The organism is Chryseobacterium sp. Leaf180, from assembly GCF_001424585.1.
GTDB lineage: Bacteria > Bacteroidota > Bacteroidia > Flavobacteriales > Weeksellaceae > Chryseobacterium.
In genome coordinates this window covers 309,409-323,427 of sequence record NZ_LMPJ01000001.1, presented here as the reverse complement: position 1 = coordinate 323,427, position 14,019 = coordinate 309,409, and the positions used below count along the sequence as shown (strand labels likewise).

Genomic DNA, 14,019 nt, shown 5'->3' with positions numbered 1-14,019 from the left:
GGTAATTAATCAATATTTTTTTTACGCTTTTTCAGCTCTTCCTGAATTTCCAGCGCGGTATCAAAATCTTCTTCCTTTACTGCATTCTCAAGAAATTTCTGCAATTCTTCGGTAGAAACGTGATGCAGATTTTCGGAACCAGATTCTGTTTCCGAGAAAACATCGTCCTCTTCTTTTGAATTGTCGTCGATTTCGAGCAAAATTCCTGCTTCATTCAAAACCTGTTGTGTCGTATAAATTGGTGCATCGAAACGAACTGCCATCGCCACAGCATCTGAAGTACGCGCATCAAGAATAATTTCTTCCTGCGAAATTTTATTTTTTAAATTGATGTTAGAAAAGAAAACACCGTCTACGATCTGATAAATTACCACCGAAATCAATTCGAAATTGGCGGAGGTAATAAATTTACTGAAAAGATCGTGCGTGAGCGGTCTTGGCGGATGAATATCCTTTTCGAGACCTAAAGAGATCGATTGCGCTTCAAAATTTCCTATCACTACCGGTAGTTTTATATGCGTTTCTTCATGTTCCAAAAGTAATGCATAAGCTCCAGATTGGGTCTGGCTGTACGATATTCCGCGTATGATAAGCTGTCTGTAATCCATAGCTACAAATATAATTGAATTTTTTTTTCAGGTTTCAATTTTTTAAACAAAATAAAAGCCCGGATGCCGAGCTTTTATTATTTATCGTTAGTTTTCAAAAGTGAAAAGCTAATTTTCTCTAAAATTAATTTAATTATCTTAAAAATTTACTGACAGAGAAAACTTACTATTTACTATATTATCCTTTTAAGGCTTTGATTTTTTCGGTTAAAGCAGGAATAATCTGAAAAGCATCACCTACAACACCATAATCTGCCGATTTGAAAAAAGGAGATTCCGGATCGCTGTTTACAACCACAATTGTTTTAGATGAATTCACACCTGCCAAATGCTGAATTGCTCCTGAAATCCCGACAGCGATGTACAAATTTGGTGAAATTGCTTTTCCTGTCTGTCCAACGTGCTCTGTGTGAGGTCTCCAGCCGATATCCGAAACCGGTTTTGAACAAGCTGTTGCTGCACCCAAAACCCCGGCAAGATCTTCAATCATTCCCCAGTTTTCAGGACCTTTCATCCCACGACCTGCAGAAACTACTATTTCAGCTTCTTTTAAATCTAATTTTCCTGAACTCTGTTCGTGCGAAATCACTTTCGTGTCTTCATTAGAGATTGTCAGCTCTTTTACTTCTTCAGTACCTGAAGCGGCATTTTCCTTCACACCAAAAGCATTCTGAGAAACTGTGATGATCACACCTTCGCCTTCAGCTTTAGCATGCATAAAACCTTTTCCTGAAAAAGCTCTTCTTTTAACCTGCAAAGGAGACTGGCTTTCTGGAGCCTCCAAAACATTAGTGATCAAAGAAAAATTCTTCATCACTGCCAACATTGGTGCTACAGAAGAAGCGTCAGTTGTGTGAGGAAAAACGATAATTTTACCATCAATAACTTCGCTCAAAGCCTGTGCATAAGCTTTAGCGGAGAAATTCTTTAAACCACCATCTTTGATGTTGATCACTTTCGACGCACCATATTTGTAAAGAGCATCAGAAGCATCTGTAGGATTTATGGAAATTGCCGTTACGGTGTCACCGTTTTGATCTGCAACTGCTTTCGCATAAGAAACTGCTTCGAAAGCTGCTTTCTTGTACACTCCATTTATATTTTCTGCGTATACGAATACTGCCATGATTTAAAAATTTAAAATTTAATATTTGCGATTTAAAATTAGATTACTTTCGCTTCTTCATGAAGCAATCTTACAAGCTCATCTAAATTATCCGGAGAAACCATTTTTACAGCCGCTCTAGGTGGAACACTGTCATAAGAAACGCCCTCAACTTTTACTTCAGAAGAAGTGGGTTCAGAAACCTGCAATGGCTTTGTACGGGCAGACATGATACCACGCATATTTGGAATAATCAAATCTTTTTCGTCTACTAAACCTTTTTGTCCGGCAATTACCGCAGGAATTTTCACGGAGATTGTCTCTTTTCCACCTTCAATCTCGCGTATCGCTGTTGCTTCGCTTCCGTTAATATCCAAACCAACCGCTGCGTTTACGAAAGGAAGATCAAGAAGCTGCGCTACCATTCCGGGAACAGAACCGCCATTGTAATCGATAGATTCTTTTCCACAAAGAATCAAATCATATCCACCGTTTTTAGCAACTTCTGCAATTTCTTTGGCCGTAGAAAAACTGTCTTTTGGATCAAGATTTACTCTGATGGCATCGTTCGCACCGATTGCCAAAGCTTTTCTCACTACCGGTTCTGTAATTGCATCACCCACATTCAGAACCGTAACAGTTGCGCCTTGTGAAGTCTGAAGCTGAATTGCCTTAGTTAAGGCAAATTCATCCAGCGGATTAATTACCCACTGAATTCCGTTTTTGTCGAAAGCAGATTTGTCTGCTGTAAAATTAATTTTCGAAGTAGTATCCGGAACACTACTGATACAAACTAATATTTTCATTTTTTAAGTATATTTTAGACAATCATCCGGTCCCTGCAACCGGTAAATGTTATTTTAATGTGATGTAAATATAAAAAAAATATATATTATGCATGCATAATATATATTTAATTATTATTCAGAACATTATATCTGAAATTACTTAGGTTGCGATGCCCGAAACTCTATTTTACTTGGCAAAACACGCGGATTGGTTTTTAAAAGATCGAGTATCAGATTTCCCATATCTTCCGGCTGAATTTTCCAGCTGTCTTTGTCATTCGGAACATGATCGTTAAAATTTGTTGCCACAGATCCAGGCATGATAACAGTAGATTTAATGTTGTATTTTCTTAAATCGATCATAGCAGCCTGTGTAAAACCTACAACTCCGAATTTCGACGCGTTGTAGCCGGCTCCGTTCTCAAAGAAATTCGCTCCCGCAAGACTTGCAACGGTAATATAATAACCTTCTGATTTTTTTAATTCTTCAACTGATGCCTTAAGAGTATAGAAAACGCCAGTCAGATTGGTTTCAATCATTGAGTTCCACTCTTCAACCGACATTTGATCAATCGGTTTGAAGTGTCCTAAACCGGCATTTGCAATAATATAATCTAATCTTCCGAATTTGTCTACAATCTGCTTAACCGCGTTTTCCTCGTCTTCAAATTTTCGGACGTCAGAAACGATTCCCAAAACATTTTCACTGATTTTTTTCAAATCATTTTCTGCATTTCTAACATCTTCTTCTTTGCGACCAGAAAATGCGACAGAAATTCCATTTTCAAGTAAAATTTTAGCAGTGCCAAAACCAATTCCTTTGGTTCCGCCTGTAATGTAGGCAACTTTATTTTCAAACATAATAGAATATTTTTTTTGGCTAAAAAGCAAAAAACGCTCCGAAAGAGAGCGTTTTTAAATTAAATATATGCTGAAATTAATCCTTAATAATCTTTTGCGTATAAAGCTTACCATCGTTAGCTTTAATCTTAAGAATATATGTTCCTTTAGTGAAATCTGATACATTCACTTCATTTACATTTTTTGAATTGCTGACACTGGTTACTATTCTTCCAGCCATATCAAAAATTTCGATGCTTTCTGATTTCAAATTGCTTCCTAACTTAAATTTTAGAACATCCTTCACAGGATTTGGATAAATCTGCACATCTCGTGAATTGATAACCTCAGTTACACCAAGTGTTGCATTTTGCCCAGTTATAGTCATTACCCATTTAGCAGAAGGAAACCCAGCTAAAGCACCTGTTCCCGTTGCAATTGGAGTCAGAATCTGGCATGTCTCTGAAGATAAGTAAGATAGACCTGTCTGAGTTCCTGGTTGAGTACCCATATAAAATCTTTCGAATGGAGATGCTGTCGTACCAGCTTTACCTGTATTTCCATCATGAAAGACTTCAACAACAAAATTGGATCCAGCTGGAATAACTTGATTAACAGAAGTACCTGTATTAACCATTGCAGCATTATTAGCTGAAGAGACATTTACAGTTGTCAAAGGATTTGTTCCTGAAACTGAGATCAACGCAGTCGGTGTTGTACTTGCTGTCGTATAAACCCAAACTTCTACAGGAAAAGTACCACCAATATCCGTACTTGACCCCGATATAGTTCTGGCTGCTAATTGTACACCGAAAGCTATGTTGGTTATTTTGTAATTATAAGTAATTCCGTAATCTGACAATTTAAATAATCTCATATATGAGTTATCTCCTGTATAATAATCAGTACTAGTAGAAGAACTTGCACATGCAACTGAACCAGTAGCAACAACAGTATTAGGTACTGAATTTTGAGTTATTACTTGTGAATTTATCACACTTAATGAACTTAAGACTGCTAAAGACAATAGAATTTTTTTCATAATATTTAATTTAAATAATTTTAGTAAAAATAATAAATTAATATTTAACAATCTAGCTATGAGGTATTTCAAAAGTGTTTTTTAACACTAATCTAATGATTATTTCTAGCATAGTTTTCAAAAAACTGTGGAATACTTTCAATTCCTTTATAGAAATTAAATAAACCATAATGCTCGTTTGGTGAATGAATCGCATCAGAATCAAGACCAAATCCCATTAAAACTGATTTTGCTCCCAAAACCTGTTCAAACATCGCAGTGATCGGAATACTGCCTCCACCTCGATAAGGTAAAACTTCTTTTCCAAAAGCACTTTCCATCGCATTCTTGGCGGCAGAAAATTCTTTTGTATCCGTTGGAAGAACGTAAGGCATTCCGCCGTGATGTGGCGTAATCTTCACTTTTACATTATCCGGAGCAATTTTTTCAAAATATGTAGTGAATTTTTCTGTAATTTGTTCCGGAGTCTGATATGGAACCAAACGCATCGAGATCTTAGCAAAAGCTTTAGATGGAATCACAGTTTTCGCACCTTCGCCTGTGTAACCACCCCAAATTCCGTTGCAGTCAAGCGTTGGTCTGATCGAAGTTCTTTCCAAAGTCGTAAAACCTTTTTCACCTTCGACATCATTTAAACCAATTGATTTTTTAAACTCTTCAGGATTATCTTTCAGCTTATTCATCTCTGCACGTTCTTCTGTAGAAACAGCTTCGACATTATCATAAAAACCGTCAATTGTGATTCTTCCGTCATCATCGATCAGTTTCGCGATCATTCGGCTCAAAACATGAATCGGATTTGGAACCGCTCCACCGTATAAACCGGAATGTAAATCTCTGTTCGGACCTTCTACTTCAACTTCCACATAGCTTAAACCACGTAAACCTGTAGTAACCGTCGGCTGCTCATTGCTGTAAATATGTGTATCAGAAATCAAAATGCAGTCACATTTCAGTTTTTCAGTATTTTCTTTCACCCAATCTCCAAGGCTTACCGATCCAACTTCCTCTTCGCCTTCAAAAATAAATTTAATATTACAAGGCAAAGAATTCGTCTGCATCATCGCTTCAAAAGCTTTAATCTGCATAAAAAACTGGCCTTTATCATCTGCCGAACCTCTTGCGAAGATTGCGCCTTCTGGGTGAATCTCAGTCTTTTCGATATATGGCTCAAAAGGTGGCTTCTTCCAAAGCTCTAAAGGGTCTGGCGGCTGCACATCATAATGTCCGTATACCAAAACCGTCGGAAGATCTTTGCCAATTATCTTTTCACCATAAACGATCGGATAGCCTTTTGTCTGGCAAACTTCTACCTGATCTGCGCCTGCTTTCTGAAGAAAATCAGCAACTTTATCAGCGCAAGTAAGCACCTCATTTTTGTACGCAGGATCTGCTGAGATCGACGCTATTTTTAAAAGTTCAAAAAGTTCATCTACAAAACGCTGTTTGTTTTCCGAGATGTATTGTAATGTGTCTTGCATGTTCTTTATTTATTTTTAGCTTGAAAAAGTAAGACAAATTACTCCAAATATTTAAAAGCAGCAAAAAGTCTCAACAAAAAATCCCGCTCGAGGCAGGATTTAAAATATCTTTTTATTAATTAATGAGCCGGCGTCGTTGGCTTCTTCTGATCAGAAGCAGGTTTTACAGCTGCTGTGTCAGTTCTTGGCGCAACTGCTTTTGCAGAATCTGCAGTTTGAACTTCCATTTTGTGCGTCGCAGCATTCAGATCTTCTGCGTGGCCGCTGGTCTGCTCATCGTCAGAATACCTTTCCACACCCTCCTCAAGCTTGATCACACCATGGTTTCCACCCGCCTGAATCTTTTTGCAGCTTACCGCAACAGCAGCGATGGCTAAACATATAATTAATTTTTTCATTCCTAAATTTTTGATTGTCCAAAAGTAAGAAATCCTGCATTTTTCAGCAACATTTTACATAGATTTTAGTATGATTTTTCCCTTTTTAGACTGTGTGAAAATTAAATACGCTTCTCCTCCATCCAAAATGCCGTATTTTTTCCTGATTTCTTCCGGTTTCAAAGGATAATTTTTTGAGATGACATTGTATTTTTCTTTTTTTAAAATCTCTTTTGCCGAAACCGTTTTCATATGCAAAATCCTTCCCGGGAAATGATCAATGCGATTCTTTGAAGTGTAAATATGCGTATTTGGATGCAGTTTCTTCAGCTTAAATTTTTCAGAGATCAGATTAAAAATTCCTGCTTTTAATATTGAATTATTGGGAAGATAAATATATTCATCCGGTTCACCATATTCTGCTTCTGCGTTTTTTTCTTCACCCGATGTAAAAGAAAAATCATCTTCTTCACTTTCGAGATTAATGCAGTTGCAGATAATTTTACCGCTTTTGATCTTATTTAAATAAATCACGACTTCTTTTACATCGTTTTTTACCGCAATAATTTCAATTTTAAAAATATTCTTTATTTCAGAAACAAGATATGTTAGGTCGATAAGAGGCGAAAGTTTAATAATTACCTGTTCAGAAATATCTAAAAGCTTTTTTTGTATTTCAAGAATATTCGGTGACAGATCTTCCAGTAGAAAAACTTTGTTTTTGCTTTCATCTCGCCGCGCCGGATCGAGATAAATGACATCAAAAGTTTCTTTATTTTCTTCCAAAAAATTTTCAAGCCTTTTATTGACGAACGTTGCTTTTCTTTCTAAAACATTCCAGTTGTGCCCTACAGTTTCTATAAGATCGCTGTTTTTCTCAACTAAAACAGCTTTTTCAAAGTTCTGGGATAAGTAAAAAGCGTCAATTCCGAAGCCACAAGTCAGATCCAAAAACTTTTCTCCAGAAAGATTCTGAGCTTTGTAAGCTGCCGTTTTTTCTGAAGAAGACTGTTCGAGATTCAGCTGTGGCGGAAAAACAATGCCTTCTTTCAGCAAAAACGGAAACTTTCTCTGGGCGACCTGTTTTCCTTTAATTTGCTGCGCAATTTCCTGTATAGAAACATTTGGAAACGGCGATTTTTTTAATAATAAAGAATGCAAATCTGCATGAAGATTTGCATTGATAAAATTTTTTACTACAGGATTTAAAATATATTGATTCACTTATTCAAACATTTCTGCCCAATGCACCGCTTTGATTATTTTCTCATCATAAAGCTCTGAAATATTTTTTTTCACATCCAGTTTAGGATATAGATTGACGCCAATAAGTTTGATCTTTCCCTCTTCAACCCACCTCTGTTCCTCAGTTGCGTGATTATAAATCATCTTTTGAATGTTTCCATTCTCAATATTTTTCAGATAACCTCCATTTTCTTCAATCTTTAGAAATTCCTGCCAAGATTTTTGTGCGATCTGTTCGGTAATGTCCTCCACAAAATAACTTCCATTGGCCGCATCTTCAAAAACGTTAATGATGCTTTCATAGGCGAGAACGATCTGCTGTTTAAAAGAGATTTCAGCTGTATTCGCAGAAGTTATGCCAATCGAATAATCATTACTAAAAACAGCATCTGCACCACCAATCATGGCTGCCGCAAGCTCAAGTGTTGACCGGATAAGATTATTTTCGCTGTCGTTTACAGACTTATTTCTGAATGAAGTTTCAGCAAAAATATATGGAACAAGATCTAAATGATATTCTTTTGACAGCTGATTAAACAAAATTTTCAGAGCGCGGATTTTCGCGATTTCAAAGAAATAATTTGCTCCTATTGCCACACGAAAAATAAGTTTATCTAAAATCTCCCCGCCGTAAATTTCACACAATTCCTTGGTTTTTGCCAGAGCAAAAGCCATCTGCTGGATGATAGACGCGCCGGCGTTTTGATGTAAAGAAATATTTACACAGATCGATTTCTCAAAGTTTTTTGCCTGTAATTCTTTTACCAACTGATCCTCAATCTGAGATTCATCCGCAGAAAAAACATCGATGAGAGAAAAATAACGGTTGGTATCTTCAAGTGAAATATGTTCTGCCAACTTCAGATCATCGACAAAAATTGATTTTTCACTGAGATTTTCAACATTTTCTGTCAGCAAAAAAGCATAAACATCGTCCTCAAGACTTTCGTGATAATGAGAAACCAAATGTGTACTTTCCTCAGATCTTGGCAAAACGGGAAGTTTTTTCTTTAAAGAATCGTAGAAAGGTTTTACCTTAATTCCTTCCAGATTTGGCTTGCTTAAAACTGAATAAATATCATCAGTTTTCAGCTGTTTTTTAACTAAATTTTCCCACGTTTCAATTGCCATACATCAGTTTATTTTTGAAAATCTGTTTTACTTTTTTGCGATATTACTGCTGTCTACAACCAAGATAAAAATTTCTTCATTCGGTTTCTTCATAAAATAATTTTCGCGCGCATATTTTTCTTTCTCCGATTTATTATTCATCAGCTTTTTATAGAAAGCATCATTTTTCTCGTACTCGGCTTTGTAATACCCGAGCTGTTCTTCGTATTTATTGATTTCTCCGTTCAGTTCATGAATGACAAGAAACGATGTTTTGTCGAAAAAAATCATCCACACCAAAAACAAAAAGATCGTCACGGTATATTTATTCAGCACATATTTCTGCAGAAACTTTACGGTTTCAGATTTGGGCTGAATGTTTTTGATTAAATTTTTTTCTTCCATCTTTTAATGCTTTTTTAAAGAATTCCGGATCACCGTGGTAAGGAAATCAATGGCAACAGAATTCTGTCTCATATTTGGAATAATCAGGTCTGCTTCATTTTTTGAAGGCTCAATAAACTCCTGATGCATTGGTTTCAACGTGGTCTGATATCTGTGAAGAACTTCATCCAAATCACGGCCTCTTTCCTGTGTATCTCGACGGATTCTTCTGATCAGTCTTTCGTCTGAATCTGCATGAACAAAGACTTTCAGGTCAAACTCTTTCAACAGTTCTTTATTGGTCAGCACAAGAATCCCTTCTACGACAAGCACATTTTTCGGCTCCACAATCACGTGATCTCCAGTTCGCGAATGCGTCACAAAACTATAAACAGGCTGATCAATCGATTCATTATTTTTCAGCGCTTTGACGTGCTTCAGCATCAGTTCAAAATCGATCGATTTCGGATGATCGTAGTTTAAAGCTTCACGTTCTGTAAGCGTAAGATTGTGATTGTCATGATAATAATTGTCCTGCGAAAGAATGTTCATTCCTTCAATATCAAGCTGCTGAATAATTTTATCAACAACCGTAGTTTTGCCTGAGCCTGTGCCACCGGCAATTCCTATTACGAGCATCTGAAAAGTTTTCTGCAAATATAAAGGTTTTTGACGCAACATTTAAGCAGAAAATTATGCTGACTTTTCATAAAAAATCCGGCGCCGGCCGGATTATATTTAAACGATTTCGCTGGTTAGACTTCGCGCAATCAATTTTTCGTGCATAGGTTTCAGAAGATCCATCGAACCGGTTTTCACCGTACATTTTCCCTTGTAATGTACCAGCATCGTACATTGCTCGGCCTGCAGAAGATCATGATTACAGATCTCAATGAGCGCATTGATCACTTCGTCAAACGTATGAATATCGTCGTTGTGAAGAATGAGTTTATAGACATCATCCACTTCATCCAAAACAAGAACATCTTCTTCATACTTTCTTTTCGGATCTTCGTAATCTCTGATGGAATTTTGAATAAAAGTCGCCATTAATCGTCAGTGAATTTATCTAAAAGATCGTCGACAATGCTTGGACCTTTGTACGTAAGCTCGACAAGTTCAACGCTTTTATTATTCATTTTTAAAATCTTAAAATGATAATTTTCAAGGTCAAATTCCTGGTTTTCCTCCGGAATATCTTCTAAAGCATGTAAAATAAATCCAGCAAGTGTGTTGTATTCACTTTCCTCAGAAAGTGTAAGCTTTTTAGGTAGAGAATCATTGATTTCATCCAAAGGCTGCGTAGCCTTCACCCAAAAAATATTATCTGCGATTTTATCTACAAGCTTCTCTTCATCATCTTCTTCATCCTGAATTTCTCCTACAAGTTCTTCTAAAATATCTTCTAGAGTAATAATTCCTTCAGTCCCGCCAAATTCGTCGATTACGATCGCTAAATGTTGCTTTTTCTGCTGGAAAATTTTCAGTAAATCTGAAATTTTCTTGCTTCCGACCACGAAGAAAGATTCACGCATCAATTCACGAAGATCTTCATGACTCAAAACGCCTTTTCTCTTCACAAACTCACGGATGATTTCCTTGGTATAAAAAACACCGATAATATTGTCGATTGAATTTTCGTAAACCGGAATACGCGAATAGCCGCTTTCCATGATTTTATTGATGATTTCATTTAAATCTTCAGCAAAATCGATCGATGTAATATTCTGTCTCGGAACCATAATCTGTTTTGCAGAATGGTCTGTAAAATCGAAAGCATTTTTAATGATCTCGTAATTCTCTTCTTCAATTTCTCCGCTGTCGGCAGATTGTTTCACCAAAAGCTGCAGTTCTTCAGTTGAATGAATTTCCTGCTCTGAAGCCGGGTGAATTTTTATTAATCTTAAAAAACCGTTAGACATTAAATTCATCAACCAGATAAATGGTTTGAAAACGGTGTAAAATACGCGTAAAGGCACTGCTGTAGCCATTGTAGTAGCTTCAGATTTCCTGATGGCAATTGATTTTGGAATCAATTCACCAAAAACGATGTGCATCACGGTAATTATCAAGAAACTGATGACTACAGAAATGGTAGTGACAGTTGCTTCACTAAAATCGATGCTTAAAGATTTAAACAGATTATCAATTACATGATGCATCGCACTTTCACCAACCCAACCTAAAGCAAGTGAGGCTAATGTAATCCCCAACTGTGTAGCTGAAAGATATTCGTCTAAGTGTTTGATAATGTGCTCTGCCTGCTTTGCCATGGCGTGGCCATCGGCAGCTTTTAGCTGAATTTGAGAATAACGAACTTTAACAATTGAAAATTCTGCGGCTACGAAAAAGCCATTTAATAATACAAGTACCAAGGCTAAAAGTAACCTGACTATGTCCGAGTCCATTTAATATAATATAATTTGTCGTACAAAGATAGCTAAAATAAAAAGAACAAAAAAAGCATCGTGGTAAACGATGCTTCAATATTTATGTTTGATTTTTTACGAACCTTTCAATGCCTCAGCACCGGAAACGATCTCCAAAATCTCATTGGTAATCGCTGCCTGTCGGGCTTTGTTGTAGAAAATAACCAAATCATTTTTAAGTGCCTGAGCGTTATCTGTTGCTTTATGCATCGCCGTCATTCTCGCGCCATGCTCTGATGCTACAGAATCTAAAACCGCCTTGAAAACCTGAGTTTTAATTGATTTTGGAATTAAATTATCCAGAATCTCTGCTCTGTTTGGTTCAAAAATATAATCGGTTTCTACAGGTTTTTCTTTAGTCTCAGTTTGAGCCATAGATATCGGCAAGACTTTTTCTGCCATTACTTCCTGCGTGGCAGCGTTGATAAATTTGTTATAAATAACATACACTTCGTCAAAATCGCCTTCACGGAAACCAGTCATTACCGTTTCTGCAACATTGGCAACTGCTTCAAAGCTGAGTTTATCAAAAATTCCGCTCTCGTTAGAAAACACTTTGCGTGATCTTCTTACAGCGTCATAGGCTTTTTTACCAATTGTAAGGACTTCGATCTGATACTGAGCGTTTTTTTGAAACTGCAGATTCAGTTCTTTTGCAACGTTTGAGTTGAAAGCACCGGCCAAACCTCTGTTTGAAGTTACGGCGATGAAAAGTATTTTTTTCACCTCTCTCTTCTGCGCGTAGATCGAAACCTGATCCGGATCTGAGCTGGAGTTTACATTTTCAATAATCTCCTGAAGCTTTTCAGAGTATGGTCTCAGCATTACGATGGCATCCTGTGCTTTTTTAAGTTTTGCAGCAGAAACCATTTTCATCGCACGCGTGATCTGCATCGTAGATGATATTGAAGTGATTCTTCCTCGTATTTCTTTTAAGTTTGCCATATGCTTTAGTTGTTGGTTGTCGGTTGTTGGTTGCTAGTTTTAGAAAATTCTGTCAACTATCAACCAACAATCATCAACTAATTTTTAGTTATATTTAGAAGCCAAATCATTCGCAGCCTGCTTCAATACGCCAGTGATAGAGTCATCGATTTTACCGCTTTTCAAAGCAGCCATGGTTTCAGGATGTTTTGATCTTAGGAATGAAATATATTCTACCTGAAATTCTTTAACCTTATTTAAAGGAACATTTCTCATTAAGTTTTCAGTACCAGCATATATCATCGCTACCTGACTGTCTACAGGAAGTGGAGAATTTACCGGCTGCTTAAGCAATTCTACGTTTCTTTCACCTTTAGAGATAACAGCAACGGTAGAAGCATCGAGATCAGAACCGAATTTAGCAAACGCTTCCAGTTCTTTATACTGAGCCTGGTCTAATTTAAGTGTACCGGAAACTTTTTTCATCGATTTGATCTGAGCATTACCTCCAACACGCGACACAGAAATACCTACGTTGATTGCCGGACGTACACCAGAATTAAATAAATCAGATTCAAGGAAGATCTGTCCGTCAGTAATTGAAATTACGTTCGTTGGAATATACGCAGAAACGTCACCTGCCTGCGTTTCGATAATCGGAAGTGCAGTTAAAGATCCTCCACCTTTTACAATTGGTCTAAGTGATTCTGGTAAATCATTCATCTGAGAAGCGATTGTATCGTCAGCAATTACTTTTGCCGCTCTTTCCAATAATCTTGAGTGCAGATAAAAAACGTCTCCAGGATAAGCTTCACGGCCCGGTGGTCTTCTCAAAAGCAGAGAAAGCTCACGGTAAGCAACAGCCTGTTTAGATAAATCATCATAAATGATCAGAGCCGGTCTACCAGTGTCTCTGAAGAACTCACCAATAGAAGCACCTGCCATTGCAGAATACACCTGCATTGGAACCGGATCTGAAGCGTTCGCAGCAACAATTACGGTGTAAGCTAGCGCCCCTTTATCTGATAAAGTTTTTACAATCTGAGCAACTGTAGAAGCTTTCTGCCCGATCGCTACATATATACAATATACTGGCTGACCAGCATCATAAAATTCTCTCTGGTTGATGATTGTATCAATAGCAACAGTCGTTTTACCGGTCTGTCTGTCACCAATGATCAACTCTCTCTGGCCTCTTCCTACAGGAATCATTGAATCAATTGCAACGATACCCGTTTGTAAAGGTTCAGTTACCGGCTGTCTGTAGATTACGCCTGGAGCTTTTCTTTCCAATGGCATTTCGTACAATTCACCTTCAATCGGTCCTTTACCATCGATAGGATTTCCAAGAGTATCAACTACTCTACCCAACATACCTTCTCCTACTTTAATAGACGAAATTCTATTGGTTCTTCTTACAGTATCTCCTTCTCTTACCAGTTTACTTTCCCCCAAAAGAGCCACACCTACGTTGTCTTCTTCCAAGTTGAGTACGATACCTTCAACATCGCTGGCAAATTTTACCAACTCACCGTACTGTACATTTTCTAACCCGTAAACACGGGCAATACCATCACCGATGGTTAAAACCGTACCTACTTCTTCCACGTTTGACTGCGTGTCGAAATTGGCCAACTGTTGTTTTAAGATCGCAGATACTTCTGCCGGATTTATTTCTGCCATTAT

The 14,019-nt window shown here is 37.2% G+C and carries 15 protein-coding genes; all 15 read right to left on the bottom strand.

All coding sequences use genetic code 11. The features are described from left to right. Positions 1 to 5 precede the first annotated feature (5 nt). The 15 genes from ASG01_RS01400 to atpA all read right to left on the bottom strand — a co-directional run bounded on the left by ASG01_RS01400 (position 6) and on the right by atpA (position 14,016). Positions 6 to 608: a bifunctional nuclease family protein gene (locus tag ASG01_RS01400; protein ID WP_055858844.1), complete on the bottom strand. Its 603-nt coding sequence runs from the start codon at positions 606 to 608 to the stop codon at positions 6 to 8. Positions 609 to 786: 178 nt separating this feature from the next. After that, a complete protein-coding gene (locus ASG01_RS01395; protein WP_055858841.1) occupies positions 787 to 1,734 on the bottom strand; it encodes an electron transfer flavoprotein subunit alpha/FixB family protein in 948 nt (315 codons plus the stop codon). Between the two features lie 38 nt (positions 1,735 to 1,772). Next, positions 1,773 to 2,519 carry an electron transfer flavoprotein subunit beta/FixA family protein gene (locus ASG01_RS01390; protein ID WP_055858837.1) on the bottom strand — a complete coding sequence of 249 codons (747 nt, stop codon included), beginning with the start codon at positions 2,517 to 2,519 and terminating at the stop codon, positions 1,773 to 1,775. Positions 2,520 to 2,657: 138 nt separating this feature from the next. Beyond that, positions 2,658 to 3,362 carry an SDR family oxidoreductase gene (locus ASG01_RS01385; protein ID WP_055858834.1) on the bottom strand — a complete coding sequence of 235 codons (705 nt, stop codon included), beginning with the start codon at positions 3,360 to 3,362 and terminating at the stop codon, positions 2,658 to 2,660. Positions 3,363 to 3,438: 76 nt separating this feature from the next. Next, positions 3,439 to 4,383, bottom strand: coding sequence for a T9SS type A sorting domain-containing protein (locus ASG01_RS01380; protein WP_055858829.1), 945 nt, complete (start codon positions 4,381 to 4,383; stop codon positions 3,439 to 3,441). A gap of 92 nt (positions 4,384 to 4,475) precedes the next feature. Next, positions 4,476 to 5,864 carry a dipeptidase gene (locus ASG01_RS01375; protein ID WP_055858827.1) on the bottom strand — a complete coding sequence of 463 codons (1,389 nt, stop codon included), beginning with the start codon at positions 5,862 to 5,864 and terminating at the stop codon, positions 4,476 to 4,478. Between the two features lie 119 nt (positions 5,865 to 5,983). Next, positions 5,984 to 6,262 (bottom strand): hypothetical protein, encoded by a 279-nt coding sequence (locus ASG01_RS01370; protein ID WP_055858824.1) that lies wholly within the window; start codon positions 6,260 to 6,262, stop codon positions 5,984 to 5,986. A 54-nt stretch (positions 6,263 to 6,316) separates the two neighbouring features. Beyond that, on the bottom strand, positions 6,317 to 7,465 hold the full coding sequence (locus tag ASG01_RS01365) for a class I SAM-dependent methyltransferase (RefSeq protein WP_055858821.1): 1,149 nt from the start codon (positions 7,463 to 7,465) through the stop codon (positions 6,317 to 6,319). Next, positions 7,466 to 8,617 (bottom strand): methylmalonyl-CoA mutase family protein, encoded by a 1,152-nt coding sequence (locus ASG01_RS01360; protein ID WP_055858818.1) that lies wholly within the window; start codon positions 8,615 to 8,617, stop codon positions 7,466 to 7,468. A gap of 27 nt (positions 8,618 to 8,644) precedes the next feature. Then, positions 8,645 to 9,001 carry an FtsB family cell division protein gene (locus ASG01_RS01355; protein WP_055858816.1) on the bottom strand — a complete coding sequence of 119 codons (357 nt, stop codon included), beginning with the start codon at positions 8,999 to 9,001 and terminating at the stop codon, positions 8,645 to 8,647. Positions 9,002 to 9,004: 3 nt separating this feature from the next. Continuing rightward, positions 9,005 to 9,619, bottom strand: a complete 615-nt coding sequence (gene udk, locus ASG01_RS01350) for a uridine kinase (protein WP_055862016.1) — start codon at positions 9,617 to 9,619, stop codon at positions 9,005 to 9,007. Between the two features lie 99 nt (positions 9,620 to 9,718). Then, positions 9,719 to 10,030, bottom strand: a complete 312-nt coding sequence (locus tag ASG01_RS01345; RefSeq protein ID WP_055858815.1) for an ATP-dependent Clp protease adaptor ClpS — start codon at positions 10,028 to 10,030, stop codon at positions 9,719 to 9,721. Next, positions 10,030 to 11,388 carry a hemolysin family protein gene (locus tag ASG01_RS01340; RefSeq protein WP_055858811.1) on the bottom strand — a complete coding sequence of 453 codons (1,359 nt, stop codon included), beginning with the start codon at positions 11,386 to 11,388 and terminating at the stop codon, positions 10,030 to 10,032. The genes ASG01_RS01345 and ASG01_RS01340 overlap by 1 nt, the downstream gene beginning before the upstream one ends. A 96-nt stretch (positions 11,389 to 11,484) precedes the next feature. Continuing rightward, positions 11,485 to 12,354: an ATP synthase F1 subunit gamma gene (gene atpG, locus ASG01_RS01335; RefSeq protein WP_055858808.1), complete on the bottom strand. Its 870-nt coding sequence runs from the start codon at positions 12,352 to 12,354 to the stop codon at positions 11,485 to 11,487. Between the two features lie 84 nt (positions 12,355 to 12,438). Continuing rightward, positions 12,439 to 14,016: a F0F1 ATP synthase subunit alpha gene (gene atpA / locus ASG01_RS01330; protein ID WP_055858805.1), complete on the bottom strand. Its 1,578-nt coding sequence runs from the start codon at positions 14,014 to 14,016 to the stop codon at positions 12,439 to 12,441. Between the last annotated feature and the right edge of the window lie 3 nt (positions 14,017 to 14,019).